Origin of the sequence: Nonomuraea sp. WAC 01424, assembly GCF_003947315.1 — a bacterium.
Classification (GTDB): domain Bacteria; phylum Actinomycetota; class Actinomycetes; order Streptosporangiales; family Streptosporangiaceae; genus Nonomuraea; species Nonomuraea spiralis.
Genome location: NZ_QHHZ01000032.1, coordinates 12,223 through 37,725, shown reverse-complemented (window position 1 = coordinate 37,725; position 25,503 = coordinate 12,223). Strand labels below are relative to the sequence as shown.

Annotated in this window: 25 protein-coding genes; 15 read left to right on the top strand and 10 right to left on the bottom strand. The window is 72.7% G+C overall.

The window, feature by feature from the left end:
* Positions 1 to 22: 22 nt before the first annotated feature.
* A complete protein-coding gene (locus DMB42_RS51070; protein ID WP_125649083.1) occupies positions 23 to 1,204 on the bottom strand; it encodes a GDSL-type esterase/lipase family protein in 1,182 nt (393 codons plus the stop codon).
* A 138-nt stretch (positions 1,205 to 1,342) separates the two neighbouring features.
* On the opposite strand from DMB42_RS51070, the gene DMB42_RS51065 reads away from it, so the two are divergent.
* A complete protein-coding gene (locus tag DMB42_RS51065) occupies positions 1,343 to 2,623 on the top strand; it encodes a cytochrome P450 (protein WP_221762737.1) in 1,281 nt (426 codons plus the stop codon).
* A 103-nt stretch (positions 2,624 to 2,726) separates the two neighbouring features.
* Complete coding sequence (locus tag DMB42_RS51060; protein ID WP_125649080.1) at positions 2,727 to 4,538, top strand: CocE/NonD family hydrolase; 1,812 nt, start codon at positions 2,727 to 2,729, stop codon at positions 4,536 to 4,538.
* Positions 4,539 to 4,544: 6 nt separating this feature from the next.
* Here the strand turns inward: DMB42_RS51060 and DMB42_RS51055 are convergent, their stop codons facing one another.
* Complete coding sequence (locus DMB42_RS51055) at positions 4,545 to 5,183, bottom strand: response regulator transcription factor (RefSeq protein ID WP_125649077.1); 639 nt, start codon at positions 5,181 to 5,183, stop codon at positions 4,545 to 4,547.
* Entirely contained in the window at positions 5,180 to 6,358 is a 1,179-nt protein-coding gene (locus tag DMB42_RS51050; protein ID WP_125649074.1) for a sensor histidine kinase, read from the bottom strand. Before DMB42_RS51050 ends, DMB42_RS51055 begins: the two co-directional genes overlap by 4 nt.
* Before the next feature lie 123 nt (positions 6,359 to 6,481).
* Between DMB42_RS51050 and DMB42_RS51045 the strand changes: the two genes are divergently transcribed.
* Entirely contained in the window at positions 6,482 to 7,315 is an 834-nt protein-coding gene (locus tag DMB42_RS51045; RefSeq protein WP_125649071.1) for a CPBP family intramembrane glutamic endopeptidase, read from the top strand.
* A 181-nt stretch (positions 7,316 to 7,496) separates the two neighbouring features.
* Here DMB42_RS51045 and DMB42_RS51040 read toward each other — a convergent pair whose 3' ends face one another.
* Together DMB42_RS51040 and DMB42_RS51035 are read right to left on the bottom strand one after the other, a co-directional pair.
* Positions 7,497 to 7,982 carry a carboxymuconolactone decarboxylase family protein gene (locus tag DMB42_RS51040; RefSeq protein ID WP_125649068.1) on the bottom strand — a complete coding sequence of 162 codons (486 nt, stop codon included), beginning with the start codon at positions 7,980 to 7,982 and terminating at the stop codon, positions 7,497 to 7,499.
* Between the two features lie 60 nt (positions 7,983 to 8,042).
* On the bottom strand, positions 8,043 to 8,525 hold the full coding sequence (locus tag DMB42_RS51035; RefSeq protein WP_125649065.1) for a carboxymuconolactone decarboxylase family protein: 483 nt from the start codon (positions 8,523 to 8,525) through the stop codon (positions 8,043 to 8,045).
* Positions 8,526 to 8,660: 135 nt separating this feature from the next.
* Between DMB42_RS51035 and DMB42_RS51030 the strand changes: the two genes are divergently transcribed.
* Positions 8,661 to 9,050 (top strand): PPOX class F420-dependent oxidoreductase, encoded by a 390-nt coding sequence (locus tag DMB42_RS51030; protein ID WP_185845311.1) that lies wholly within the window; start codon positions 8,661 to 8,663, stop codon positions 9,048 to 9,050.
* A 17-nt stretch (positions 9,051 to 9,067) separates the two neighbouring features.
* On the opposite strand, the gene DMB42_RS51025 is transcribed toward DMB42_RS51030, so the two are convergent.
* Positions 9,068 to 9,649: a TetR/AcrR family transcriptional regulator gene (locus DMB42_RS51025; RefSeq protein WP_125649062.1), complete on the bottom strand. Its 582-nt coding sequence runs from the start codon at positions 9,647 to 9,649 to the stop codon at positions 9,068 to 9,070.
* A gap of 119 nt (positions 9,650 to 9,768) precedes the next feature.
* Here DMB42_RS51025 and DMB42_RS51020 point away from each other — a divergent pair, with 119 nt between their 5' ends.
* Complete coding sequence (locus DMB42_RS51020; protein WP_125649059.1) at positions 9,769 to 10,917, top strand: NAD(P)/FAD-dependent oxidoreductase; 1,149 nt, start codon at positions 9,769 to 9,771, stop codon at positions 10,915 to 10,917.
* Between the two features lie 15 nt (positions 10,918 to 10,932).
* Here the strand turns inward: DMB42_RS51020 and DMB42_RS51015 are convergent, their stop codons facing one another.
* Entirely contained in the window at positions 10,933 to 11,706 is a 774-nt protein-coding gene (locus DMB42_RS51015) for a methyltransferase domain-containing protein (RefSeq protein ID WP_125649056.1), read from the bottom strand.
* A gap of 181 nt (positions 11,707 to 11,887) precedes the next feature.
* On the opposite strand from DMB42_RS51015, the gene DMB42_RS51010 reads away from it, so the two are divergent.
* Complete coding sequence (locus DMB42_RS51010) at positions 11,888 to 12,829, top strand: NADP-dependent oxidoreductase (protein WP_125649053.1); 942 nt, start codon at positions 11,888 to 11,890, stop codon at positions 12,827 to 12,829.
* Positions 12,830 to 12,917: 88 nt separating this feature from the next.
* On the opposite strand, the gene DMB42_RS51005 is transcribed toward DMB42_RS51010, so the two are convergent.
* Complete coding sequence (locus DMB42_RS51005) at positions 12,918 to 14,072, bottom strand: SGNH/GDSL hydrolase family protein (RefSeq protein ID WP_125649050.1); 1,155 nt, start codon at positions 14,070 to 14,072, stop codon at positions 12,918 to 12,920.
* Between the two features lie 353 nt (positions 14,073 to 14,425).
* Here DMB42_RS51005 and DMB42_RS51000 point away from each other — a divergent pair, with 353 nt between their 5' ends.
* From DMB42_RS51000 to DMB42_RS50990, 3 genes are read left to right on the top strand one after another with little or no spacing between them, the layout of a single operon-like run.
* On the top strand, positions 14,426 to 15,388 hold the full coding sequence (locus DMB42_RS51000; protein WP_125649047.1) for an alpha/beta hydrolase: 963 nt from the start codon (positions 14,426 to 14,428) through the stop codon (positions 15,386 to 15,388).
* Entirely contained in the window at positions 15,385 to 16,695 is a 1,311-nt protein-coding gene (locus DMB42_RS50995; RefSeq protein WP_125649045.1) for a sensor histidine kinase, read from the top strand. The genes DMB42_RS51000 and DMB42_RS50995 overlap by 4 nt, the downstream gene beginning before the upstream one ends.
* A complete protein-coding gene (locus tag DMB42_RS50990) occupies positions 16,692 to 17,363 on the top strand; it encodes a response regulator transcription factor (RefSeq protein WP_125649042.1) in 672 nt (223 codons plus the stop codon). Before DMB42_RS50995 ends, DMB42_RS50990 begins: the two co-directional genes overlap by 4 nt.
* 18 nt (positions 17,364 to 17,381) lie before the next feature.
* Here the strand turns inward: DMB42_RS50990 and DMB42_RS50985 are convergent, their stop codons facing one another.
* A complete protein-coding gene (locus DMB42_RS50985) occupies positions 17,382 to 17,687 on the bottom strand; it encodes an antibiotic biosynthesis monooxygenase (protein ID WP_260478422.1) in 306 nt (101 codons plus the stop codon).
* A 157-nt stretch (positions 17,688 to 17,844) separates the two neighbouring features.
* On the opposite strand from DMB42_RS50985, the gene DMB42_RS50980 reads away from it, so the two are divergent.
* Positions 17,845 to 18,585 carry an SDR family oxidoreductase gene (locus tag DMB42_RS50980; RefSeq protein ID WP_125649039.1) on the top strand — a complete coding sequence of 247 codons (741 nt, stop codon included), beginning with the start codon at positions 17,845 to 17,847 and terminating at the stop codon, positions 18,583 to 18,585.
* 35 nt (positions 18,586 to 18,620) lie between these two features.
* A complete protein-coding gene (locus DMB42_RS50975; protein WP_125649036.1) occupies positions 18,621 to 19,061 on the top strand; it encodes a cupin domain-containing protein in 441 nt (146 codons plus the stop codon).
* Between the two features lie 11 nt (positions 19,062 to 19,072).
* Here the strand turns inward: DMB42_RS50975 and DMB42_RS50970 are convergent, their stop codons facing one another.
* Positions 19,073 to 20,563 carry an FAD-dependent monooxygenase gene (locus DMB42_RS50970; RefSeq protein WP_125649034.1) on the bottom strand — a complete coding sequence of 497 codons (1,491 nt, stop codon included), beginning with the start codon at positions 20,561 to 20,563 and terminating at the stop codon, positions 19,073 to 19,075.
* 47 nt (positions 20,564 to 20,610) lie between these two features.
* Between DMB42_RS50970 and DMB42_RS50965 the strand changes: the two genes are divergently transcribed.
* From DMB42_RS50965 to DMB42_RS50950, 4 genes are all read left to right on the top strand, one after another.
* Complete coding sequence (locus DMB42_RS50965; RefSeq protein WP_221762735.1) at positions 20,611 to 21,228, top strand: TetR/AcrR family transcriptional regulator; 618 nt, start codon at positions 20,611 to 20,613, stop codon at positions 21,226 to 21,228.
* 89 nt (positions 21,229 to 21,317) lie between these two features.
* A complete protein-coding gene (locus tag DMB42_RS50960) occupies positions 21,318 to 22,145 on the top strand; it encodes an alpha/beta fold hydrolase (RefSeq protein ID WP_125649031.1) in 828 nt (275 codons plus the stop codon).
* 126 nt (positions 22,146 to 22,271) lie between these two features.
* Positions 22,272 to 24,659 carry an excinuclease ABC subunit UvrA gene (locus DMB42_RS50955; RefSeq protein WP_125649028.1) on the top strand — a complete coding sequence of 796 codons (2,388 nt, stop codon included), beginning with the start codon at positions 22,272 to 22,274 and terminating at the stop codon, positions 24,657 to 24,659.
* A gap of 7 nt (positions 24,660 to 24,666) precedes the next feature.
* On the top strand, positions 24,667 to 25,494 hold the full coding sequence (locus tag DMB42_RS50950) for a sugar nucleotide-binding protein (protein WP_125649025.1): 828 nt from the start codon (positions 24,667 to 24,669) through the stop codon (positions 25,492 to 25,494).
* Positions 25,495 to 25,503: the final 9 nt, after the last annotated feature.

Below are 25,503 nucleotides of genomic sequence, written 5' to 3'. Positions count from 1 at the left end.
GTGCAGTAACCGACAACCCTCGTCAAGGACCCGAAGGCGCCGAGAACGGCCCGCCGGAGCCGAAGGCCAGCTCGGCGAAGCGGTCGCCGATGCGCAGGTGGGTGGCCGCGTCCGGATGGAGGCCGTCCGGGAGCGGCAGCTCGTCGAAGTCCGCCTCGCCGTAGAGGGCGCGGCCGTCGAGGTGGTGCAGGTTCGGGTCCTCGGCCGCCCGCACGCGTACGACGCCGGCCAGCTCCTCCCGGATCACACCGAGGGTCAGCTTCCCGGCGGCGCGCTCGGCGGGATCGCCGGTGGCCAGGAACCGTACGCGCCCGTTCCGCAGCGCGGCCGGGTCGAAGGCGCTGGGCCCCGGGGTGACCTCGTGGACGGGACAGTGGAGGGGCGAGACGACCAGCAGCGGCGTACGGGGATGCCCCTCGCGGACGGTGTCGAGGAACCCGTGCACCGCCGGGGTGAAGGCACGCAGGCGCATCAGGTCGGCGTTGACCAGGTTGATGCCGATCTTGAGGCTGATCAGGTCGGCGGGCGTGTCCCGGACGGCCCGCGCGGTGAACGGGTCGAGCAGCGCGTTCCCGCCCAGCCCCAGGTTGACCAGCTCGACCCCGCCGAGCCCGGCCGCGCGGGCGGGCCAGGTGGCGGTGGGGCTCGCGGCGTCGGAACCCTGGCTGATCGAGCTGCCGTGGTGCAGCCACACCCGCCGCCCCCGGTCCGGCACGGGCTCCACGGCGGCGTCGGTGCGCAGGGCGACGAGCTCGGTGGTCTCGTTGTGCGGGAGCCAGATCTCGACGTCCTTGGGACGGCCCGGCAGGCCGGTGAAACGCAGGGTGCCGGACGGGCCCGCGCTGTGCGTGGCGGCGCCCGTGGCCAGGTCGATGGTCAGGGTGTCGCCCCCGCTCACGCCGGCCTGGGCGGTGAGGCGGCCGTCGACGAGCAGGTCGTACACGCCGTCCGGGCGCGGCGGGACGCCGGTGTAGACGCGCCGGGTGCGCAGCGCGTCCAGCTCGACGGCGGTGGCGGCGGTGCGGAAGGCCAGCCGCACCCCGGAGGGCTGCGACTCCGCCATGGCCAGCCGCGGGTCGGCGCACTGGGCGCGGGCCCGGGCGGGCAGCCGGTGCGGCAGCAGGCCGTGCTCGGTGTGTTCCAGGTCGAGGGCGCCGCGCAGGAGGCTCGCGGTGATGGGCGTGGTGATCCAGTCGGCGGGCATGGTGATCTTCCGGTTCGTACGGCGTGTCCCGGCCGGGCGGCTCACGGGAGCCTTCCCGGCCACCGTACCGGGTGGGCCCGCGCGGCTCGCCGGGCCGGTGCCCTTGCCCCGGGGGCGGGTACGCGAGACGGTGGCCTGGTGCGTGACATCCCCGGTCCACCCCCTCAGGCAGACGGCGGGCTGAGCGCGATCTCGGCCGCGGGCGGCCTGCACACCTACCAGCTCGAACTGCACGAACGGTACGGCCCGCTGGTCCGCTTCCAGCTCCCCGGCGCGCCGGCGGCGATCTCGGTGGCCGATCCCGTGCTGCTGGAGGCCACGGCCGCGATCGACAAGCGCCCGGACAAGCTCTTCGAGTTCCTGGAGCCCCTCTGCGAGGCCGGCAACCTGCAGACGCTCCCCGCCGCCGAGCACGGCCCCTTCCGTCGTGTCCTGCTCTCGGTCCTGGCCGGACGCCGCTCGCACGAGGCGCACTTCGCCGGCTTCGTCACCCTGGCCACCGAGCTGGCCGACCGCTGGGAACGCCGCGCCGCCGACGGCCCGGTGGCCCTCCAGCACGACCTGAGCGAGCTGTCCCTGCGCATGATCGCCCAGTACGCCCTGGGCGGCGGTCTCGCCGACCCCGCCCGGGTGGTGAGCGCGTTCGAGACCGTGCTGACCGTGTACCTGGGCCGCCTGTACGAGCGCGGCGACGACGCGGCCCGGGGCGAGCGGGCGCTGGCGTACCTGCGCGAGGTCGTGGACGGGGTGCTGGCACACGGCGGCAGCGAACTGGTCACCGCCCTGGCCGAGGCGGACATGTCGCCCGCGCGGATCAGGGACACCGTGCTCATGATCATGCTCGCGGCCCACCACACCACCGGCGTGGCCGTCTCCTGGACCCTCCACCTGCTGGCCGGCAACCCCGGCCCCGCCGCCCGGGTGGCCGCCGAGGTGGACGACGTGCTCGGCGCGCGCCCCGCCCCCGAGTACGCCGACCTGCGCCGCCTGACGTACCTGGAGATGGCGCTCAAGGAGTCGATGCGCCTCTACCCGCCCGGCCCGTACGGCGCCCGCGAGACCACCGAGGACCTCCTCCTCGGCCCCCACCGCGTCCCGGCGGGCACCACGATCTTCTACCCCTTCTGGGCCGTGCACCTCGACCCGCGCCACTGGCCCGACCCGCACGCGTTCAGGCCCGGCAGGTTCACCCCCGAGGAGCAGGCGGCCCGCCCCCGCTACGCCTACCTCCCGTTCGGCCTCGGGCCGCGCGGCTGCGAGGGGGCGAGCCTGGCCATGGTCGAGGCTCAGCTGGTGCTGGCGGTGCTGCTCAGGAGGTTCGCCTTCGAGCCCGTCGAGGACCACCCGGTGACGCCGGTCGAACGTTTCGTCCTGTGGGCCGAGCACGACATCCGGCTGCGCCTGACCCGCCGCCCGTAGAGGCCGGACGGGTGTGGCGGGGCTTGCCTCGGCGTGCCCGCTGTCATATGAGTGATGCACGCTCGTTCGGACCCCACCGGCACACTCATGCACGGGAGAGTCGATGAACACTCGCGGGAAGGCGACGGCCGCCGCGGCGGCCGGCGTGCTGGTCACGATCACCACTCTCACCGCGGGCGCGCCGCCCGCGTCCGCCCGGACCATGGCGCCGGGGGTCACGCACGAGGAGAACCCCCGGGTTCCCGCGGGCGCCGCCTGGACGGAGGCGTACTTCCCCTCCTCCGACGGCAGCGGCGTCGAACTGCACGCCGACGTGCTGCGCCCGGCGCACCTGCCGGCCGACGCGCGCACGCCGGTGATCGTCTCGGTCGGCCCCTACTTCGCCCATGCCGGGCAGACGGGCCCCGAGGGATGGGACCGCGTCGGCCCGTCCGCGCGCTTCCAGGACTTCGTGGACGGCGCCGGGCTGATGGCCCGCGGCTACACGTTCGTCATGGTCGACCTGCGCGGCTTCGGCGGCAGCACCGGCTGCCTGGACTGGGTCGGCCCCGGGGAGCAGGCCGACGTCCGCGCCGCCGTCGAGTGGTCGGCCGCCCAGCCCTGGTCGACCGGCAGGGTCGGCATGTACGGCAAGTCGTACGACGCGGTCACCGGCCTGGTCGGCAACAACCTCAGGCTGCCGAGCCTGAAGGCGGTCGTCGCCCAGGAACCGGTCTGGAACATGTACAACTACCTGTTCAGCAACAAGGTCCCGCGGCCCAACGTCACGGGCACGCCGCAGGCGTACAACTCGATCGCCACCATGCCGCCCATGGACGGCGACAGCGACCGCTACAAGGCGAACGCCCAGTACGAGACCGCCCACCCGGCCTGCCTGAGCGACAACATCACCAACAACAACAATCCGGACCTGCGCTCGGCGTACTGGAGGGCCCGCGACCTGGCCGCCCGCGCCGCCGGGACCGGCACGCCGCTGTTCGTCACCCAGGGCTTCATCGAGCCCAACACCAAGCCGGAGGACATGGAGTCCTACCTGGACCACCACCGGGGCCGCGAACGCGGCTGGCTCGGCCAGTGGGAGCACGTGCGCGGCAACGACACCGACGCCCAGGGCCGGTTGTTGCAGGGCCGCGCCGGCTGGTTCGACGAGGTGATGCGCTTCTACGACCAGTACCTGCGCGGCACGCGCCCCTCGACGGCCGACCCGGCGTACGCGGTGGAGGACAGTCTCGGCCAGTGGCGCGCGCAGCCGTCCTGGCCGGTGGTCACGACGTCGTACGACGTCCGGCTGGCCGCGGGGGCGTACCTGGACGACGGCGGCGGCCCCGCGGCGGCGACGTCGGCCCCCTCGGGCCGGTGGGACATGGAGCACGCGCCGCCGCCCGAGCCGCTGTCCGCCACCGAGCGGAACGCGGCCCGGCAGAGCGTGGCAGGGGCGCGCGGGAGCGCCGCGAACAGCTACTGGACCTGGTCCACACCCGCCGCCGAGAAGCTCAGGCTCACCGGCACGCCGGCGATCAGGCTCACCGCGAGCACGGCCGGGAACGTGCTGGTCCGCCTGTGGGACCTCGCCCCGGACGGCCGCGCCACGATGTTCGACGAGAACGTCGCCCTGCTGGAACGCGCGGGGACGATCGCGTTCGACCTGAAGTCGGCCGACTGGACCTTCGACCGGGGACACCGGCTGGGCGTCCAGATCGGGACCATCGTGTCCGGCGGCTGGCTGGACGTGCCCTCGGGCAACACGATCAGGGTCTCCGGCGCCCGGCTGAGCCTCGACCTGCTGGGCGCCGGGGCCGACGTGCCGACCCAGGGCGACCGGTCGCCGTACCTCGACCGGTATCTCGCGGCGTACACGACGGTGATCGGCGACGTCGTGCCGGGCTCCTTCCCGCTGCGGCTGTCGCGGCGCTGACGGGTCTCACGAGCCCTCGCGCAGGCGCAGGGCGAGCCGGGTGCGGTCGCGCAGGCCGTACTTGCGCAGCAGGCTGGTGACGTGGTTCTTCACCGTGCCCTCGGTGATGCGCAACCGGCCGGCGATCTGCCTGTTGGTGGCCCCGGCGGCGATCAGCCGGGCCACCTCGGCCTCCCGCGCCGACAGCCGTCCCGCCTCGCCGCGCGGCGCCGGCGGCACCCCGCGCCGGATCTCGGCCACCAGCCGCGCGGCCACGGCGGAGGCGAGCACGGTCTCGCCCCGGCCGGCCCGCCGGACGGCGTCGGTCAGCTCGTCCGGCGTGCAGTCCTTGAGCAGGTAGCCGGCCGCGCCGGCGCGCAGCGCGCCGAAGATGTAGTCGTCCTCGTCGAACGTGCTGAGCACGATCGAGACCACCGACGGATGACCGGCCGACAGGCGGGCGATCAGCTCGACGCCGTCCATCTCCGGCATCCTGGCGTCCACCAGCGCCACGTCAGGGCGGCACGACCCGGCCGCGAGCAGGGCAAGCTCGCCGTCGGCGGCCTCGGCGACGATCTCGATGTCGTCCTCGATCTCCAGCATCTTGCGCAGCGCCTGGCGGATGAGCGCCTGGTCGTCGGCCAGCAACACCCTGATCGTGTTCACGAGCCCGCCCGTGCCCAGGCGGGCAGCTCCGCCCGCACCTCGAACCCGCCGCCGGGCCGGTCGCCCGCCGTCAGGGTGCCGCCCACGGCCCCGGCGCGCTCGGCCAGCGACCGCAGGCCGAACCCGCCGCCCGCGCGCCCGTCGCGGCCGTCGCGACCTCTGCCGTCGTCGGCCACGGTCAGCACGACCCGGTCGCCGTGGAAGGCCAGGCTGCCGCGTACGTGCCGGGCCCCGGCGTGCCGTACGGCGTTGGCCAGCCCCTCCTGGAGCACCCGGTACAGCACGAGTTCAACGTCGGGATCCAGCGGCAGCTCACCGCCCACGACCTCGAACGACACCCCGAGCCCGGTGCCGTCGAAGGAGGCCGCGAGCTGCTGGAGCGCCGCGCTGCCGACGTGCCCGTCCAGCGCGAGCGGGCGCAGCGCCCGGACCCAGCGGCGGGCGTCGAGCAGCGCCTGGCGGGTCAGGTCCTTGGCCTGGCGCACCTCGTCCCAGGCCGACTCGGGACGCCGGGTGCGGAACCGTTCGGCGTTCTCCAGGGCCAGTTTGATCACGGTCAGGTGGTGGCCGAGCGAGTCGTGCATCTCCGCGCCCATCCGCGCCCGTTCCTGGGCGATCGTCAGCTCCCTGATCCGGGCCAGCAGCCGCTGCGCCTCCTCCCGCCTGCGCCGCGCCTCCAGCACCGCCGACGTCATGCCGAGGACGAACGCGGCGAACACCGCGACGGGCACCGTCTGCCCGACGGCGTCGAGGACGTCGTGCCCGTACAGGACCATGACCGAGGTGAACACGACGCAGCACAGGCAGCCGACGATCACCCCGGCCGCCCGCATGCCGTGCACGAACGCCACGTTGGCGACGGCGATGAGCGTGAGCAACTGGTGGATCTCGTTCGAACCGGTGATCCCGAGCGTGAACGTCGCCACCAGGAACACCACGGCCGCCGCCGCGCGCCACCCGCGCGTGCGCCGCCACGGCAACACCGGCCACAACCCGGTCACCACCGCCAGGTTCACGCCGAACGCCACCACCTGCCCCACGGGGGCCGGCGACACGCTGAGGGCGGCGGTGTAGACGAGCGCGGTGGCGGCGAGCACCACCCAGAACACGACACTCAGCAGCAGCGGCGGGCCAGTGTCCGGCAACCGGGCGGCCGGGACGGGGAGACGCGGCACACCTCGACCCTAGTTTCCCGAGCGGCCCAGGAGATCCTCCCTAAGACCCATGACGAAGGTCATGATCGGTTCGTCCCCGGCGCCGATGCGCCCGCCGCGGCGGGCTTCCTAGCATCGGGCTCCATGAAGGCCACGCATCCTGTCCCGGCGGTGCTGATCACCGTCGCCGCCATGTTCGCCCAGGTGATCGTCGGCACCGCGCCCGTGATGCTGCTCGATCCCGGCGACGCCCTGTACCGGCCGCTCGGCATGGCCGGCATCACGCTGGCCTCGCTGGGGCTGGTCCTCCTCATCCGCCGCTTACCCGGCCACCGGCCGTGGCGCGCGGTGGGGCTGACGATGTCCTGGCGGGCCGCGCCCGAGCTGCTGCTGGGCCTGGTGGCGGGCACGGCCGCGGTGTGCGCCGCGAGCGCGCTGTCGGTGACGCTGGGCGTGGCGACGTGGGCGCCGGAGGGGGCGGGCGGGCTGCCGTACCTGCTCGCCGGGATCGTGTTCGCGCTGTTCAGCCAGGCGTTCCCGGAGGAGCTGCTGTGGCGCGGGCACCTGTTCGACACACTCTCGGCGCGGCTGAGGCCGTGGACGGTGCTGATCGTGGTCTCGGCGGGCTTCGGCGCGCTGCACATCATCTCCAACAGTGCCGCCGACACCCTCGCCGAGCGCCTGCTCTACGTGCTCCAGGCGGTCGCGCTCGGCTTCGCCTGCGCCGCGGCGCGGGCCCGTACGGGGGCCGTGTGGATGGCGGTCGGCGTGCACACCGGCCTGCACACCGGCAACCTGCTGCTGCCGACCCAGGACATCGCCTACGGCGTCCAGCTTCTCATTCTGACCGGCACGCTCGGCCTCACCGGGCTGATCCTGCTGGCCGGGCGCCGGAAGGGCGGCACGACGGCCGCGCCCCGGCGCCCGGCGGACGGTCAGACGGGGCAGGGGGAGCAGTACGGATCTCGTACGGGCTGACCGGGTTGACGGGGTTGACGGTGAACGTCTCGTCCATGAGGACGTCGTCACCGGTCAGATCGTCTTGGTCGTCCAGAGAAAGGGCGCTCAGCGTGGGAGGACGTCCTTGTGGATCACTGAGAACCGGGTTGAAGCCCTCCCGGGGGCCTCGCCGGGAGCGAGGCCCTCGGGGGAGCGGCCGTCAGTTCGCCATCCCGGCGAACATGCCGGGCTCGTAGGAGCCGCCCGGGTTGCGTACGATCACGTTGAGCCGGTTGTTGGCGTTGATCATCGCGATCAGGGCGACCAGCGCGACGATCTGGTCGTCGTCGTAGTGCTCGCGGGCCCTGGCCCAGGTCTCGTCGGACACGCCCTGGTGGCTGTCGGCCAGCCGGGTGCCCTCCTCGGTGAGCGCCAGCGCGGCCCGTTCGGCGTCGGTGAACACGGTGGCCTCGCGCCACGCGGCGACCAGGTTGACGCGTACCGCGCTCTCCCCGGCGGCGGCCGCGTCCTTGGTGTGGTAGTCGACGCAGAAGCCGCAGCCGTTGATCTGGCTGGCCCGCAACATCACCAGGTCCTGGGTGGACTGCGGCAACGGCGACTGCTGGATCGCCAGGGCGACGTTGTAGACACGCTTGGCGATCTTGGCGCCGAGCTCGTTGCTCATCAGGTCGAAGCGGGGTTCCATCGGATACTCCTCGAAGTCGGACGTTCAGGGTTGCGGATCGGTGCTGCGGGGGGCCTGCGGTCAGCCGATGCGGCCGGGCTCGTAGGCGCCGCCGGGCTGCCGGACGATGACGCTCATGCGATTGGTCGCGTTCATCAGGGAGACGAGCAGCACCAGATCGGCGAGCTGGGCCTCGTCGTAGTGCTCGGCGGCCCGCGTCCACGCCTCGTCGGTGACGCCGGGGGAGGCGTCGGCGATGCGGGCGCCCTGCTCGGCCAGCTCCACGGCGGCCCGTTCGGCGTCGCTGTACACCGTGGCCTCCCGCCAGGCCGCGACCAGGGCGATCCGGACGGGGCTCTCCCCGGCGTGGGCGGCGTTCTTGCTCCACACGTCGGTGGCGTAGGCGTCGCCGTTGATCTGGCTCGTACGCAGCACCACCAGCTTCAGGACGGCGGGCGGCAGCGTCGTCTCCTCCAACAGGGTCCTGCTCGCCGTTCCGAAGTGCCCGGCGGCCTTGGCTGCGGTCGCGGCCGGGGTGCCGAAGAGGTTCAAGCGTGCGGTCATTGTTCGCTCCTTGCTGTCGTAGCCGGTCGAACAAGAGATGCCGGTCACCCGGTTCCTGTGACAGTGACGTACGCCACATGCGGGCGACGTGTCCGGTTTTGCCTCACGCCGGTGTCAAGGTCGCATACTTGCCGCATGATTTTCACGCAGACAGAACTCGACTACCTGGCCGGACAACACCTCGGCCGCCTGGCCACCGTCTCCCCGGCCGGTGACGTGCAGAACAACCCGGTGGGCTTCTTCGTGGACGCCGCCGCGGGCACGATCGTCATCGGCGGGCACGCGATGGGGGTCTCCAAGAAGTTCCGGAACGTCCAGCGGGGCAGCACCGTGGCCCTCGTCGTGGACGACCTGGCCTCGGTCGACCCGTGGGTGGCGCGCGGCATCGAGATCCGGGGCACGGCGGTGGCCCTGAGCGATCACGAGCCTCCGGTGCCGTACTTCTCGCGGGAGATCATCGTGATCACCCCTGTCAAGATCGTCTCCTGGGGGATCGACGGAGGACGGTCTACCCGTACGGTGTGAGGCCCCGGAGCCCGTCGCTAGCGCGGCGGGCGCCAGCCGTGCGCGAGGAGGCCGAAGACCTCCTCCACGGCCCCGCGAAGATCCTTCCGGCCCCGCGTGAGCGCCGGTGTCTCCAGGACGAACCGGGCCAGCGCGTGGCAGGCGACGTCGTCGCGCTCCATGCCCGCGTCGTCGGCGATGGCCGCGCCGAGGGCGGCGGTGTGCCGGGTCCACATCCGTCCGTAGTACTCCTGAAGCGCCGGCGTGGACTCCACGAGCTCGGTGAACTCGGCCCGCAGCGGATGGGCCGCCAGCGGCAACCACGACGCCAGCACGTGCTCGCGCAGCGCCTCGACGACGCTCTGGCCGGCGGGACGCCGGCGCACCACGGCGACCAGCTCCGCCTCCCGGTCCGCCTCCTCGTCGAAGACCAGCGCCTCCTTGCTCGGGAAGTGCTTGAACAGCGTCGTGGTCGACACGTCGGCCGCCTCGGCGACGTCCCTGACGCTCACCCGGTCGTAGCCCCGTTCGAGGAACAGCCGCAGGGCGGCGTCGGCGATGGCGCGGCGGGTGGCCGCCTTCTTGCGTTCGCGGCGGCCGGTGACGGGTGGCGTGTCCATGCGGTCCACCCTATCAAAAGGTGGCATCAGACAATTAGTTGACTTGTTGCACTTTTGTACTCGTTCTGCTTCTCTGAAAAAGGCGGCGTACGGCGCCGCCACGAACGAGAGGAGCGACCATGCGCTCACCGGCACCCACCGATGCGCGGATCGGCATCGTCGGCGCGGGCCCGGGAGGGCTCACCTGCGCCCGCATCCTGCAACGGCACGGCATCGCCGTGACGGTCTACGACCGCGACCCCCACCCGAGGGCCCGCGACCAGGGCGGCACCCTCGACCTGCACGCCGACGACGGGCAGCACGCCCTGCGCGAGGCCGGCCTGATCGAGCGGTTCTTCGAGCTGGCCCGCCCGGAAGGTCAGGAGATGCGCCTCCTGGACCCGTCGGGACGGCTCCTCGACCACCACGTCCCGGCCGCGGACGAGCTCTTCAAACCGGAGATCGACCGGGGACAGCTGCGCGACCTGCTGCTCGGCTCGCTGGAGCCGGGGACCGTGCGGTGGGGCCACGCCGTGGAGGAGGTCGCCGGACCGGCGGAAGGCCCGCGACGGCTGCGCTTCGCCGACGGCAGGTCCGCCGAGACGGACCTGGTCATCGGGGCCGACGGCGCGTTCTCGCGGGTGCGCCCCGCGGTGTCGCCGGCCGTGCCGGGGTACACGGGGGTCAGCTTCCTGGAGGCGTGGTTCCAGGACGTCGACAACGCCCACCCCGAACTCGCCGCGCTCGTCGGTCAGGGCGGCGCCACCGCGGCCGACGGCGAACGCGCCCTGTTCGCCCAGCGCAACGGCGGCGACCACATCCGCGTCTACGTCATCCAGCGCCTGCCCGCCGACTGGATCAGCGCGAACGGCCTGAGCCTCGCCGACACCGCCGGGCTGCGCGCGTGGTTGCTGGACGCGTTCTCCGGCTGGTCACCGGCCCTGCTGCGGATGATCACCGGCAACGACGGCCCGTACGTCGACCGTCCGCTGTTCGCGCTGCCCGTCCCGCACGTCTGGGAGCGGTCGCCGTCCGTGACGCTGCTCGGCGACGCCGCCCACCTCATGCCGCCGCTCGGCGTCGGGGCCAACCTGGCCATGCTGGACGCCTGTGAACTCGCCCTCGCCCTGGCCGGCTCCGCCACGGTCGGCGACGCCGTGGAGGCGTACGAGAAGACCATGCTCCCGCGCGCGGCGGAGGCGGCCCGGATGCTGGAGCACGGCGCCGAGGCCCTGCTCGAACGGCACGAACGCGGCGAGCTCGCGGCCTTCGCCCCGCCCCGGCGCTGACCCGCCCGCCGGGACTCAGGGGCGCGTGGCCGCCGTCACGAACAGGGGAAAGGCGAGGAACAGCCGCCCGCGCCGGCCCCGCTCACGCTGCTCGGCGAGCCAGCCCTCGGCCTGCGCGTCGCTGATCGCCCCGGCCGCGCACGCCTTCCCGGCGAGGTCGGCCAGCAGCGGCAACATCGTCGCGTCGGTGAAGACCACGGTGCGGGCCTCGGCGGTGACGTCGGTGAAGCCCGCGTCGAGGAGCAGGCCGGGGGAGCGGCGGACCACGCGCGGAGCGGTGACCAGGTCGGCGCGCGCGTGCACGATGCGGCGGGTGAGCGCGGCGTCGCCGGAGTCGATGACGAAGGCGTCCCAGTCCTGCCCGACCAGCACGAGGCGGCCGCCGGGGGCCAGCACGCGCCGCGCCTCGCCGATCGCGCGGGCGGGGTCGTCCAGGATGTGGAACACCTTCTCGGCCCGGTAGCCGCGCAGCGTGCCGTCGGCGAACGGCAGGGCGTAGGCGTCCGCCACGCGGAACTCGCCGTCGGGCCGGCGTCCGGCGGCCACGGCGATCATGCGTTCGTCGGGGTCGACACCGACCGCCCGCGCGCCCCGCGCGGCCATCTCCGCGACCGCCCGGCCGGACCCGCATCCGACGTCCACCACCGCCGCGCCCGGTGCGAGGTCCAGCAGGTCGTAGGAGCGCGCACGCAGCTCGGCCGCGCCGGGCATGCCGTCCCCGACGTCGAGCAGCGCGATGAGCGCGTCGGTCTCCTCGCTGGTACGGCCTGTCGTCTGGTTTCTGTCCATGCCAGGGATCCTGCGGCTTCAAGTCCACTTGAAGTCAAGCCGTCCCGGGCGCTTGCGAGGGAGGTTGTCAGACCCGGACCGCCGATCCTGGGAAGAGCGCTCCGCTTCCGGGCCGGCGCGGGTGCGGGCACGGTGTGACAGTCCGGTGCCTGTCCTTTTGGGGAAGAGCGGTGATCGTGAGATGAAGGCGGTGCGGTTCCACGAGTACGGCGGGATCGACGTCCTGCGCGTGGAGGAGGTCGAACGTCCGGTGCCAGGGCCCGGGCAGGTGCTGGTCGAGGTACGAGCGGCCGGGATCCAGCCCGGCGAGGTGATGATCCGGCGGGGCGCGCGGCACGGGCGCTGGCCGGCGACGTTCCCCTCGGGGCAGGGCAGCGACCTGGCCGGCGTCGTGGTGGCGGCCGGTCCGGAGGTGCGCGGGTTCGCGGTCGGCGCGCGGGTGCTCGGCTTCACCCACCGCAGAGCGAGCCACGCCGAGTACGTCGTGGCCGACGACGTGCACCTGGTCCACCGTCCCGAAGGGCTGTCCTGGGACGTGGCCGGATCCCTGTACGTGGCCGGCACGACCGCGTACGCCACGGTGTTCGCGGTCGATCCGGGACCGGGCGACACGGTCGTGGTGTCCGGCGCGGCGGGCGGCGTGGGATCTCTCGCCGTGCAGCTCGCGCGGCGGCGCGGGGCCACGGTGATCGGACTGGCGGGCGAGCGCAACCACGCCTGGCTGAAGGGGCACGGCGTCGTCCCGGTCGCGTACGGGGAGGGAGTGGCCGAGCGGATCCGGCAGGCCGCCGGCGGGCGCGTGGACGCGTTCATCGACACGTACGGGGACGGTTACGTGCGGCTGGCGGTGCGGGAGGGCGTACGGCCCGAGCGGATCGACACGATCTGCGACTGGGACGCGGCGGCCGAGGTCGGCGCGCTGACGTACGGGGAGGGGGCAGCGGCGAGCGCGGTCGTCCTCGGGGAACTGGCCCGGCTCGCCGCGCGGGGGGAGCTTGAGGTGCCGATCGCCGGTACGTACCCGCTGGAGCGGGTGCGGGAGGCGTACCGCGAGCTGGAACGGCGTCACACCCACGGCAAGATCGTGCTCCGGCCTGTGCGTGTCCTGCAAGATCACAAATGAATCAGTGTGGTTCCCCCAAGCCCTACGCCGGGCGGGATCGCCGGCGAATGTTGCCCCGGCCGCAGTCGTTGCCGGCCGGGGCCGGTGGTTACCTCGATCCTGAGGTCAGACCTGCGTCCTGGAACGCCGCATGTACCTGGGCGGCCTGGTTGGCCGCGCCGCGGACGTTGGGGTGGATGAGGGTGCAGGCCTCGCCCTTGAGGACGCCGGACGGGAGTTCATCCCGAAGGGCGCACTGGTATTCGGCCGGGTCGGCCGGCTTGGTTTCGCCCTGCGGGATCACCAGGTCGTCGAAGAGCCCGTACATCCACTGGCTGGTGCCCGCGGCGCACACGCCCTTGCCCTGGCTGGACTCATAGGTGTCGACGTAGGTGGCCCACTGCGAGTTGTCGGCCGCCTGTTGCCGGATCACGTCGTTGAGACGCTGCTCCACGCCGATGAGGAAGTCGCCGTCCACGCCGAGGCGGATGGTGCCCAGCCGCTTGAAGTTCCCCCAGTAGCAGGTGGTGTGGTTGAACGGCTTGGACAAGACCGTGGGGTAACCCAGCAGGAAGACCTTCGCGTGGGGGGCGCGCTCGCGGATCTGCCTCATCGCGAGGGTGTACTCGCGGGTCAGGGTGGCGAACTTGTCCGCCAGCCATTGCCTGCCTTCCCCGTTCTCGTAGTAGCCGCTGCATCCTGGGCCCAGGGTCGGCGGGTCTCCCAGTTTCACCCCCATCTCCACGCATTTGGCCAGGATGGCGGCGAACCCGAGGGTGTTGCCGCCGATCCCCACAGTGACGATGTCCTCGTCGCCGTTGAGCGCGTCGATCTGCGCGGGCCTGGCCGGCCACGCGCATGTGCCGTGGTTGAATGGCGGCCCCAGGAGCAGGTCGCAGGTCTGCGGGCTCAGGACGCCCTTGTCTATCTCGGCCGCGCCACAGGTGACGTCGGTGAGCCGGACCGAGCTGGAGGTCTCGTCGTTCAGCCGCTGCGCCAATTGGCTTTCCCAGTTGTGGTTGGACCGGGCGCAGCCGTCGGTGGGATCCCATCGGGGGACGAGGGCATTGGCGCTGTAGGAGTCGCCGAGCGCGGTCCACTTCAGTGGCGCGCGCGACTGCTGCTGCGCGGTTGCGGCCAGACTCGTCGTGTTCGGGATGGTGTGTCGGGCTTCGGTGGGGTTGGCGTGGGCGGGGCCGGTCAGCAGGTTCGCGGCGAGGCCGCCGATGAGGGTGACGCTCAGGGCTATGGAGGGTGGACGCATGCCGCTCCTTCGTCGCTCACAAGTGGTCTTCGCTTGGCTCGGGGCGGCGAGGGGCGGCGTGCGGGGCCGCGCCTTGGCGACTGTCCTTCCTGTGACGGATCTTCTCGACTGCCCGAGCAATGCATGCTGACAGTAATCATTTGATTACGATAAGTTATGTAGCGGGAGGGTGAGAGCCCTCTGTGTGCTCTTTTCCGGCTGCCGGGTCGAGTCCGAGCCGCCGGCATCCCATCTCGCGTACATCCCGTAGTACGTGAGAGCTACGCGGGAAGTGAGCTCCGTGGCGGGAGGCCGGCGGGCGGGGTGATCCGTAGCGTCGGGGGCATCGTCCCCCGCACGGAAGGGCCACCCCCATGGGCACTCGCGGCAGCCGCCTCCTGCTCGCCACGCTGGTCACCGCCTCGCTGGCGGGACCGATGGCGTGCGTGGCGGGAGCGGTGCAGGCGCCCGTTCCCGCCGTCCTTCCGCCGCCCTCCGCGCTCGCCGGTCGGTACGCGGCCGCCCGCGCGGAGATCCTGGCGGCCGGCCGCGTCGCCACCCGGTACGGTCACCACCGGCGCGCCGCCGCGCTGCGCGAGCTGGCCGTCCCCGCCCGCCGTTTCCTGTCGTTCGACGGCCGGGACGGCGGCCGGGCCGTCGAGGTCTTCGGCGAATTGTCCACCGCCGAGCGGATCGCTGTCCTGGTCCCGGGCGCGGGCATCACCCTGGACAAGTACGGCCTGCTGCGCGGCGGCTCGATGAGACTGCGGGACGCGCTGGGCGAGCGTTCGGCGGTGATCGCCTGGCTCGGGTACGCCACGCCGAGCAGCGTGAGCCTCCAGGCGCTGACCCCCGGACGCGCCGAGGAGGCCGCCCCCGCCCTGCGGACCTTCCTGGACGAGCTGCGCACGATCCGGCCGCGCGCCCGGATCTCGCTCCTGTGCCACTCCTACGGCTCGGTGGTGTGCGGCCGGGCCGCGCCGCGGCTCGACGTCGCCGCCGTCGTCCTGTTCGGCAGCCCGGGGGCGGGCGTGGCCGACTTCGCCGAGCTGCGTACCCGGGCCGTGGTGTGGGCCGGGCGCACGGCGGGGGACTGGGTGGGGCGGGTGCCGCACCTGTCCGTCGAGCTGCCGTCCGGCACCGTGGGGCTGGGGGCCGACCCGGTCGCGCCCGGGTTCGGCGCCCGGGTCTTCGCGGCGGGCGGCGGCGGCCACAGCGACTACCTGGCGTCCGGTTCTACGGCGCTGGCGAACATCGCGCGGATTGTGGCGGGCCTCCCCTTAAGCTGGACCAAAGGGGCAAGTCTGGACAGAAGGATCGTGGGCGAGGGGCGATGAGCAGGCTGCGGAAAGCCCTCGCCACCCTGCGCGCGGACCTGTGGACGAAGGCCCCCGACCCGCTTCCCCGGATGGGCGGCCCGCGCGCGCTCTCCCGGCTGCCGCATGTCCTCGTCATCCTGTACGCGCTGCTCATGGGCATGTTCCCCGGCGGCGAGGGCGTCGATCCGACGGTCCCGCTGCTGGCCACGGCCCAGGCGGCGGCCATGGTGCTGGCGATGTCGCGCCCGCTGCCCGCCTGGTGGGCGACGCTGGGCCTCATGGTCGCGGGGGCGCGGTCGGGGATGACGTACCTGACCCAGAGCCTCAGCTTCCCCTGGATGGTGAATCTGGAGGTGTACGACCGGCTGCCCTTCCCGCCGTACGCCCAACCGCTCGCCTTCCCGTGGACGGGCTCGGGCATCGCCCTCCAGGCCGGCGTGCTGTTCCTGCTGGCGCTGCGGGTACGCCCCCGCGTCGCCGCCGAGGCGCTGACCGTCACCACGCTGACGGCGGTGCTGCTCGTGGTGCTGCTCCCAGAGGCCAACGATCCCGGTTCCGTGCTGGTGGCCCTGGTGGCCGACGCGGTCGCGGTCATGGTCGGGGCGGGCGTGCGCCTGCTCAGGACGACCCGTACCCGGCTGGAGGCCCAGGAGGAGCTGACGGCCGAGGAACGGGCCCGCCGCACGCTGCTGGAGGAGCGCGGCAGGATCGCCCGCGAACTGCACGACGTGGTCGCCCACCACATGTCGGTGATCTCCATCCAGGCCCAGGTCGCGCCGCACCTGGTGGACAACCCGTCGCCCGAGCTGCGGGAGAACCTGGCGGGCATCCGCGAGAACGCGGTCGAGGCGCTGACCGAGCTGCGCCGGGTCCTCGGCGTGCTGCGCGCGCAGGACGAGCCGGGCGACGCCCCGCAGCCCACGCTCGACCGGCTCGGCGAGCTGTTCGACAACGTGCGCGGCGCGGGCGTCACGCTCACCGCCGAGACCGACGGCGAGCCGCGCCCGCTGTCGCCCGGCGTGGAGCTGTCGGCGTACCGGATCGTGCAGGAGGCGCTCAGCAACGCCATGCGGCACGCGCCCGGCGCGCCGGTGGCGGTCCGGCTGGCCCATCGGCCGGGCGCGCTCGCGATCCGCGTCGTCAACGACTCGCCGCGAGGGCGGGCGCCGTCCACGCCCGGCGCCGGGCACGGGCTGCTCGGCATGCGCGAACGCGCGGCCATGCTGGGCGGCGACGTCGTCGCCGGGCCCACCCCGGACGGCGGCTACGAGGTCAGCGTGCTCCTGCCCGCCGACACGCAGAAAGGCATCGAGACCATCCCATGACGAGCATCCGCGTGCTCATCGCCGACGACCAGGTCATGGTCCGCCAGGGCTTCACCGTGCTGCTCGACGCCGAGCCCGGCATCGAGGTCGTCGGCCAGGCCGTCAACGGCCTCGACGCCGTCGCCAAGGTCGCCGAGCTGAACCCCGACGTCGTGCTCATGGACGTACGCATGCCCGAACTCGGCGGCATCGAGGCCACCCGCAGGATCGCCAGGCGGCCGGAGACGACCGTGAAGGTCCTGGTCCTGACCACCTTCGACCTCGACGACTACGTCTACGAGGCCCTGCGCGCCGGAGCGTCCGGCTTCCTGCTCAAGGACGCCTCGGCGGCCGAACTGGCCCACGCGGTGCGGGTGGTGGCCGCCGGTGACGCGCTGCTGGCGCCGAACGTCACCAAGCGGCTGATCGCCGAGTTCTCCCGCGTGACCGCCTCCCCGCGAGTGCCGCTGAAGGATCGCGTGGGCGACCTGACCGAGCGCGAGACCGAGGTGCTGACGCTGATCGCGCAGGGCCTGTCGAACGCGGAGATCGCCGAGCGCCTGGTGGTCGCCGAGCAGACGGTCAAGACCCACGTGAGCAGGATCCTGGTCAAGCTCGGGTTGCGTGACCGTACCCAGGCGGCGGTCTTCGCGTACGAGACCGGGCTGGTGCGTCCTTCGGGGTACTAGCCGTACCCGGCCGGGACGTCAGGCGGCGACGAGCCGGACGATCTCGCGCGGACGCGCCTCGCGCTCGTCGAAGGCCACGTCGACGTCCGCGTCGCCGAGCGCGGGCAGCGACGCGGCGAACGCCTCGTCGGACTCCCAGCGCACGAACGAGACCACCGCGTCCTGCGTCAGCCAGATCTCGGCCGACAGGCAGCCGGGCATGCCCCGGAACACCTCGGCCACCTTGTGCACCCGTGCGACGAACTCCTCCCGGTGTGCGGGCTGCGGGTAGTGCGTTGCGATCATCGCGACGTTCACGGGGCTCTCCTCTGTGTTGGTCAGCATAGAATCGAATTGTTAGCACAGGGGATGGGGTGTGACAACACGACATCGGGAGGTAATGGACCCGTCACGACCGGTGCCGACCGCCCGCCGGCTGGACATGTCATCCGTCGGAGGGAAATCCCCCGGCGGCTGTCACAAGGGTGAGAGGGAGTTCGTCATGAAGGTTGTCGTCATCGGCGGTACCGGCCTGATCGGGTCGAAGCTCGTGGAGAAGCTGGCCGAGCAGGGGCACGAGGCCGTGGCCGCGTCCCCGAGGACCGGCGTCAACACCCTCACCGGCGAGGGGCTGGCCGAGGTTCTGCGGGGCGCGCAGGTCGTCGTGGACGTCTCCAACTCGCCGTCGTTCGAACGGGCCGCCGTACTGGAGTTCTTCGAGACGTCCACCGGCAGCCTGCTGGCGGCCGAGGCGGCGGCGGGCGTGGGCCATCACGTCGCGCTGTCGGTGGTGGGCACCGAACGCATGCCCGACAACGGCTACTTCGCCGCGAAGATCGCCCAGGAACGGCTGATCGAGAAGTCGCCGATCCCGTACTCGCTGGTGCACGCGACGCAGTTCTTCGAGTTCGTACGCGGCATCGCCGACGAGGCGACCACCGGCGGCGAGGTGCACATCGCGCCCGTGTTGTTCCGGCCCGTCGCGGGCGACGACGTGGCGGCGGAGGTCGGCCGGGTCGCGGTCGGGACGCCGCTGAACGGCCGGACCGAGCTCGCCGGGCCCGAGCAGTTCCGGATGGACGAGTTCTTCCGCGAGGCGCTGGCCGCCCTGGACGACCCGCGCGAGGTGGTCACCGACGAGCACGCCCGCTACTTCGGCAGCGAGCTGACCGAGCGCTCGCTGGTGCCCGCCGACGGCGCCACCCTGGGCCGGATCCGCTACAGCGACTGGGCCGCCCGGTAACCGCCGTCCGCGAGGGTTCGTGAAGGAGGACGGGCATGTCCCACGACGTACCGGCGGCCGGCGGGCGCGAGCCGCGCTCGACCGCCTGGCGGACCGCGCTGACCGTGCTGCAGGAGGCCGAGCCGCCGTTCGTCCCGCAGGGGGCGCACGCGATGACGGTGGTCGTCGAGTTCCCGCCCGGCGATCCCGGCACCCCGCCGCACCGGCACTCCGGGCCGGCGTTCGGGCTCGTGCTGGAGGGCGAGATGCTGCTGGAGCTGGAGGGCGAGCCGGAACGGGTCGTACGCGCCGGTGAGGCGTTCTGGGAGCCGGGCGGCGACGTCATCCACTACCAGGACGGCAACAACCGCGACGACGTCCCGCTCCGCTTCACGGTCACCATGTTGTGCGAGCCGGGCACGCCGATGCTCACCCTGGTCGACGACGAGGAACTGGCCCTGCGCCGCGACCGCCGCTACGGCGCGGGACCGGCGTAGGCGCCCGCCGGTCAGAACCAGGTGGCCAGGGCCTCCTCCAGCGCCGCGTCCGGGGTGTCGCCGGCCCAGGCGACGACGCCGTCGGGCCGGATCAGCAGGCCCCTGAAGTCGCGGGCGTCCACCGGCTTGGCCGGCAGCGACGGCACGCGGGGGTCGGCCGCCAGGTCGAGCCCGAGGTCCAGCAGCAGCCCGCGCCCCTGGTGCAGGTGGTCGGCGACCCGGGTGCCGTCGGCGAGCTCCAGGTCCGGGACGCTCCGGCCGACCATCGGGTGGCCGCCGGGCAGGTCGTAGCGCTGCCAGACGCCGGAGATGCGCTTGACGAAGTACGTCGTCCCGGCGGTGGTGCCGATCAGGTCGGACACGACGGCGCGCAGCGCGCGGGAGCGGGCCTCGGGACGCATGAGCAGCACCTGCGCGCGCGTCCAGTCGAGCACCCACGCGCCGATCGGATGGCGTTCGGCGGTGTAGGTGTCGAGCAGCGCCTCGGGGGAGCGGCCCGCGATCACCGCGGCGAGCTTCCAGCCGAGGTTGACCGCGTCGCCGATGCCCAGGTTGAGCCCCTGGCCGCCGAACGGCGAGTGTACGTGCGCCGCGTCGCCGGCCAGCAGGACCCGGCCGAGCCGGTAGGTGGTGGCCTGGCGGGCGTTGTCGGTGAAACGGGTGGCCGACCGCACGCCGGTGACGGTGACGTCCACGCCGGAGACGGCACGCAGGCTGGCCTGCAGCTCCTCGGCGGTGACGGGCGTGGTGCGGTCCTCGGGCGGCCCGTCGAACTCGACGGTGAGGATGCGGCCGGGGACCGGGCCGTTGGCGTAGATGCCGGTGTCGGTGTGCGTCCAGCCGACGCCGAGCCCTTCGGCGCCCTCCATTGACACGATGGCCTGATGGCCGGTGATCATCGGCGGCGTGCCGGGGAAGTCGAACCCGGCGAGACGGCGTACGGTGCTGCGGCCACCGTCGCAGCCCACCAGCCACCCGCAGCGGAACTCCCGCTCGCCCGCCCGTACGACGACCCCGTCGGCGGAGCTCTCGAAGCCGGTCAGCTCCACGCCGCGCAGCACGTCCACGCCGAGCTCGGCGGCCCGTTCGCCGAGCACGCGCTCGACGTCCTGCTGGCGGATGGCGGTGAGGCGGGCCGCCGGGCCGCGGTCGGCGAAGTCGGGGTCGTTCTCGTCCACCAGGTCGCCGAGCAGCCACAGCGCGGCGAAGTGCCCGGCGAAGGCGGACACCTTCGGCTGGTCGGCCGTCGCCGCGCCGCCCTGCTGCGCCATGAACGCCTGGAACGCCTTCATGGTCTCGGCCTGCGCCTCCTCCAGCGCGGGGAGCAGCCCGCGCCGGTAGAACGCCTCCGCCGTGGGCGTGTTGACCGAGCCGGCCTTGACGGTCTGGTCGATCTCGGTCAGCCGCTCCAGCACCCCCACACGCACACCGTGCAACCCCAGCTCACAGGCGAGCATCAGGCCCACGGGGCCGCCACCGGAAATGATCACGTCGTAGTCCATGGCAAAAACTATACCCGACTAAATTTTAAGTGCGATACAATTTTTTCGTGACAGACACCCGATCGCTCCGCGAGCGCAAGAAGGCCGAGACCCGCAAACGCATCTCCGACCACGGCTCGATGTTGTTCTACGCGCGCGGGTTCGACGAGGTGACCATCGGCGAGATCGCCGAGGCGGCGGACGTCTCCAAGGTGACGGTCTTCAACTACTTCCCCCGCAAGGAGGACATCTTCTTCGACCGCATCCCCGAGCTGGTCGAGCTGGTCACGGCAACCGTCCGGGGCCGGAAGGCGGGCGAGCCGGTGTTGTCCGCCCTGCGGGACATGCTGATCAGGCACGCGCGGGAAGGTCACCCGCTCGGCGGCGTGGACGACCGGTTCGTGCACTTCTTCCGGGTCGTGACCGGCTCGGCGGCACTGCGGGCCCGCGCCAGGGAGATCGCCGACGAGCTGGAGACCGTGCTCGCGGCCCTGATCGACGAGTCCGGCGAGGGCCTGCCCGGCCGGCTGACCGCGGCCATGCTCGTCGGCGCGTACCGCTCGGCCTTCCTGGGGACCGCGGCCCGGATGCTGGCCGGCGAGCTGGCCGCCGACGTGCTGGACGACCACGTCGCCGCCGTCGGAACGGCCTTCGGCGTGCTGGAACGCGGCCTGGCCGACAGGTAGGCGCGCGCATTACCTCGCGCGTAATCGACGGCATGACCCGCGCTGCGCGAGAGTTCTCCCATAAGCGCGAGGACATCCGGGAGGATCACATGCCGTACATCGACAGCCACGACGGGACCAGCCTGTTCTACACCGACTGGGGCCAGGGCGAACCGGTGGTGTTCGTGGCCGGGGCCTGGCTCAGCAGCACCTCCTGGGAGTTCCAGATGTTGCCGCTGTCGGAGCGCGGCCTGCGCTGCGTCGCCTTCGACAAGCGCGGCCACGGCCGTTCCGACTGGGTCGGCCACGGCTACGACTACGACAGCCTCGCCGACGACCTCGCCGCCCTGCTCGACCACCTCGACCTGCGCGGGGTGACGCTGGTGGCGCACTCGATGGGCAGCGGCGAGGTGATCCGCTACCTGTCCCGCCACGGCGACGACCGGGTCAGCCGGATCGTGCTGATCTCGCCCACCGCGCCGCTGATCGTCCGTACGCCCGACAACCCCGACGGCGTCGAGCGGGGCGTCTTCGACGCCGTCGCGGCCGACCGCGCCAAGGACCGCCCCCGCTGGCTGGCCCACAACGCCCAGGCGTTCTTCGCCACGCAGCGGGGCAACCAGGTCTCGGCCGAGCTCATCGAGTGGACCGTGCGGAAGTGCCTCGACTGCTCGGCCAAGGCCGCCGCCGAGGTCGTCATGACGGGCGTCTGCACCGACCTGCGCGAGGAGAGCGCCGCCATCCGGGTGCCGACCCTGATCATCCACGGCGACGCGGACGCCTCGGCCCCCGTCGCGCTGTGCGGGCGGCGGCTGGCGAAGCTGGTGCCGGGCAACGTGTACCACGAGTACCCCGGCGCGGGGCACGGCATCTTCGTCACCCACGCCGACCAGCTCAACCAGGACCTGCTCGACTTCATCGAGGAGACCCGCTCCTGAACCGGCGTCCGGCGGGCGTACCGGTCAGGAATGGAGAAGCGTGTGCTCCCGGAGCCCCAGTACCCTCGTAGCTGGTCAGACCCGGCCGGGCGACACCGGCGGGGCCACGCGGGAGACGGAGAGACGATGAGCACGCACACGCCGCCCGAGCGGCAGATCGCAGACAGCCACGATCTGATCCGGGTCCACGGCGCGCGCGAGAACAACCTCAAGGACATCAGCGTCGAGCTCCCCAAGCGCCGGCTGACGGTGTTCACCGGCGTGTCCGGCTCGGGCAAGAGCTCCCTGGTGTTCGCCACGATCGCGGCCGAGTCGCAGCGGCTGATCAACGAGACGTACAGCACGTTCGTCCAGGGGTTCATGCCGGCGCTGGCGCGGCCCGAGGTCGACGTGCTCGAAGGCCTGACCACCGCGATCATCGTCGACCAGCAGCGGATGGGCGCCGACCCCCGCTCCACCGTCGGCACCGCCACCGACGCCAACGCGATGTTGCGCATCCTGTTCAGCCGGCTCGGACAGCCGCACATCGGCTCGCCCAACGCCTTCTCCTTCAACGTGCCCTCGGTCCGGGCGACCGGCGCGATCACCGTCGAACGCGGCTCCAGCAAGACCGTCAGGCAGAACTTCACCCGCCTCGGCGGCATGTGCCCCCGCTGCGAGGGCCGGGGCACGGTCTCCGACATCGACCTCACCCAGCTCTACGACGACTCCAAGTCGCTGGCCGAGGGCGCCTTCACCATCCCCGGCTGGAAGTCCGACAGCTTCTGGACCGTACGCGTCTACGCCGAGTCCGGGCTGCTCGACCCGGACAAGCCCATCCGCGACTTCACGAAGAAGGAGATGCAGGACTTCCTGTACCGGGAGCCGACCAAGGTGAAGGTCGAAGGCGTCAACCTCACCTACGAGGGCCTGATCCCGAAGATCCAGAAGTCGTTCCTGTCGAAGGACAAGGAGGGGATGCAGCCGCACATCAGGGCGTTCGTCGAGCGGGCGGTCACGTTCACGACCTGCCCGGAGTGCGACGGCACCCGGCTCGCCGAGGCGGCCAGGTCCTCCAAGATCGCCGGCATCAGCATCGCCGACGCCTGCCGGATGCAGATCAGCGACCTGGCCGCGTGGGTCCGCGGCCTCGACGAGCCGTCGGTGGCGCCGCTGCTCACCACGCTGGGCCGCACCCTCGACTCCTTCGTCGAGATCGGGCTCGGCTACCTGTCGCTCGACCGCCCGGCCGGCACGCTGTCCGGCGGTGAGGCGCAGCGCGTCAAGATGATCCGCCATCTCGGCTCCTCCCTCACCGACACCACGTACGTCTTCGACGAGCCCACCATCGGCCTGCACCCCCACGACATCCAGCGCATGAACGGCCTGCTGACGCGGCTGCGCGACAAGGGCAACACCGTGCTCGTCGTCGAGCACAAGCCGGAGGCCATCGCGATCGCCGACCACGTCGTCGACCTCGGCCCCGGCGCCGGGACGAACGGCGGCACCGTCTGCTTCGAGGGCACCGTCGAGGGCCTGCGGGCCAGCGGCACCGTCACGGGCCGCCACCTCGACGACCGGGCCGCCCTGAAGGACGAGGTGCGCAAGCCCACCGGCGCGCTGGAGATCCGCGGCGCGGACAAGCACAACCTGCGCGACGTCGACGTCGACATCCCGCTCGGGGTGCTGGTCGTCGTCACCGGCGTGGCCGGGTCCGGCAAGAGCTCGCTCGTGCACGGGTCCGTCCCGGCGGGCGCGGGCGTGGTGTCGATCGACCAGAGCCCGATCCGCGGCTCGCGGCGCAGCAACCCGGCGACCTACACCGGCCTGCTCGACCCGATCCGCAAGGCGTTCGCCAAGGCCAACGGCGTCAAGCCGGCGCTGTTCAGCGCCAACTCCGAGGGCGCCTGCCCCAACTGCAACGGCGCCGGCGTCATCTACACCGACCTGGCCATGATGGCCGGCGTCGCCACCGTCTGCGAGGAGTGCGAGGGCAAGCGTTTCCAGGCCTCGGTGCTGGAGTACCACCTCGGCGGACGGGACATCAGCGAGGTGCTGGCGATGTCGGTGAACGAGGCCGAGGAGTTCTTCGGCACGGGCGAGGCGCGCACCCCGGCCGCTCACGCCATCCTGGGCCGGCTCGCCGACGTCGGGCTCGGCTACCTCAGCCTCGGCCAGCCGCTCACCACGCTGTCCGGCGGCGAACGCCAGCGGCTCAAGCTGGCCACCCAGATGGCCGAGAAGAGCGGCAACGTCTACGTGCTCGACGAGCCCACCACCGGCCTGCACCTCGCCGACGTCGAGCAGCTCCTCGGCCTGCTCGACCGGCTCGTCGACGGCGGCAAGTCGGTGATCGTCATCGAGCACCACCAGGCGGTCATGGCGCACGCCGACTGGATCATCGACCTCGGACCCGGCGCGGGCCACGACGGCGGCCTGGTCGTCTTCGAGGGCACCCCCGCCGACCTCGTCGCCGACCGTTCCACCCTGACCGGCGAGCACCTGGCCGCCTACGTCGGCGCCGGACAGAGGTGACGGCCCCATGAGGCTGCTCGTCGTCGGCGGCAGCGGTTTCCTCGGCGCCGAGCTCGTCCGGCAGGCCGCGGCGGCCGGTCACGAGGTGGCCGCGACCTGCCACACCCGCCCGGGGCGGGACGAGGGCGTCGCCTGGTCGCCGCTCGACGTACGCCGCCGCCCGGACGTCGAGGCGCTGGTCGCCGCGTACCGGCCGGAGGCGGTGGTCAACGCCGCCTACCGGCAGCACGACTGGGCGACCACGGCCACCGGGGCCGCGAACGTGGCCCTGGCCGCCGCCGCGGCGGGCAGCCGTCTGGTCCACGTCTCCAGCGACGCGGTCTTCTCCGGGGCCGCGATCCGCTACGACGAGACGTGCGCCCCGGACCCGATCACCCCGTACGGCGCGGCCAAGGCGGCGGCCGAGACGGTCGTGGCCGCGGTCGCGCCGTCCGCGGTGATCGCCAGGACGTCCCTGATCGTCGGCGACGGCGGTTCGGCGCAGGAGAGGCTGGTGCACGACCTGGCCGCCGGCCGCGCGAAGGGCGTGTTGTTCACCGACGACGTACGCTGCCCGGTGCACGTGGCCGACCTCGCGGCGGCGCTGCTCGAACTGGCCGCGTCCGGTCGTCACGGCGTCCACCACGTCGCCGGGGCCGACGCGCTGAGCCGGTACGAGCTGGGCCTGCTCATCGCCCGCCGCGACGGGCTCGACCCCGACCGGCTGCCGGCGGGCCGGCGGGCCGAGTCCGGCGTGCCCGGCCCGCTCGACGTGCGCCTGGAGTGCGACGCGACCCGGCGGCTGCTGCGGACCACGCTGCGCGGCGCCCGCCGGTTCCTCCAGCCCCACCCCTGACCAGGCCGC

Coding starts and splice junctions, on each gene's coding strand:
- DMB42_RS51070 (WP_125649083.1), bottom strand. CDS start 1,204: ATGCCCGCCGACTGGATCACCACGCCCATCACCGCGAGCCTCCTGCGC.
- DMB42_RS51060 (WP_125649080.1), top strand. CDS start 2,727: ATGAACACTCGCGGGAAGGCGACGGCCGCCGCGGCGGCCGGCGTGCTG.
- DMB42_RS51045 (WP_125649071.1), top strand. CDS start 6,482: ATGAAGGCCACGCATCCTGTCCCGGCGGTGCTGATCACCGTCGCCGCC.
- DMB42_RS51040 (WP_125649068.1), bottom strand. CDS start 7,982: ATGGAACCCCGCTTCGACCTGATGAGCAACGAGCTCGGCGCCAAGATC.
- DMB42_RS51035 (WP_125649065.1), bottom strand. CDS start 8,525: ATGACCGCACGCTTGAACCTCTTCGGCACCCCGGCCGCGACCGCAGCC.
- DMB42_RS51030 (WP_185845311.1), top strand. CDS start 8,661: ATGATTTTCACGCAGACAGAACTCGACTACCTGGCCGGACAACACCTC.
- DMB42_RS51025 (WP_125649062.1), bottom strand. CDS start 9,649: ATGGACACGCCACCCGTCACCGGCCGCCGCGAACGCAAGAAGGCGGCC.
- DMB42_RS51020 (WP_125649059.1), top strand. CDS start 9,769: ATGCGCTCACCGGCACCCACCGATGCGCGGATCGGCATCGTCGGCGCG.
- DMB42_RS51015 (WP_125649056.1), bottom strand. CDS start 11,706: ATGGACAGAAACCAGACGACAGGCCGTACCAGCGAGGAGACCGACGCG.
- DMB42_RS51010 (WP_125649053.1), top strand. CDS start 11,888: ATGAAGGCGGTGCGGTTCCACGAGTACGGCGGGATCGACGTCCTGCGC.
- DMB42_RS51005 (WP_125649050.1), bottom strand. CDS start 14,072: ATGCGTCCACCCTCCATAGCCCTGAGCGTCACCCTCATCGGCGGCCTC.
- DMB42_RS51000 (WP_125649047.1), top strand. CDS start 14,426: ATGGGCACTCGCGGCAGCCGCCTCCTGCTCGCCACGCTGGTCACCGCC.
- DMB42_RS50995 (WP_125649045.1), top strand. CDS start 15,385: ATGAGCAGGCTGCGGAAAGCCCTCGCCACCCTGCGCGCGGACCTGTGG.
- DMB42_RS50990 (WP_125649042.1), top strand. CDS start 16,692: ATGACGAGCATCCGCGTGCTCATCGCCGACGACCAGGTCATGGTCCGC.
- DMB42_RS50985 (WP_260478422.1), bottom strand. CDS start 17,687: ATGCTGACCAACACAGAGGAGAGCCCCGTGAACGTCGCGATGATCGCA.
- DMB42_RS50980 (WP_125649039.1), top strand. CDS start 17,845: ATGAAGGTTGTCGTCATCGGCGGTACCGGCCTGATCGGGTCGAAGCTC.
- DMB42_RS50975 (WP_125649036.1), top strand. CDS start 18,621: ATGTCCCACGACGTACCGGCGGCCGGCGGGCGCGAGCCGCGCTCGACC.
- DMB42_RS50970 (WP_125649034.1), bottom strand. CDS start 20,563: ATGGACTACGACGTGATCATTTCCGGTGGCGGCCCCGTGGGCCTGATG.
- DMB42_RS50960 (WP_125649031.1), top strand. CDS start 21,318: ATGCCGTACATCGACAGCCACGACGGGACCAGCCTGTTCTACACCGAC.
- DMB42_RS50955 (WP_125649028.1), top strand. CDS start 22,272: ATGAGCACGCACACGCCGCCCGAGCGGCAGATCGCAGACAGCCACGAT.
- DMB42_RS50950 (WP_125649025.1), top strand. CDS start 24,667: ATGAGGCTGCTCGTCGTCGGCGGCAGCGGTTTCCTCGGCGCCGAGCTC.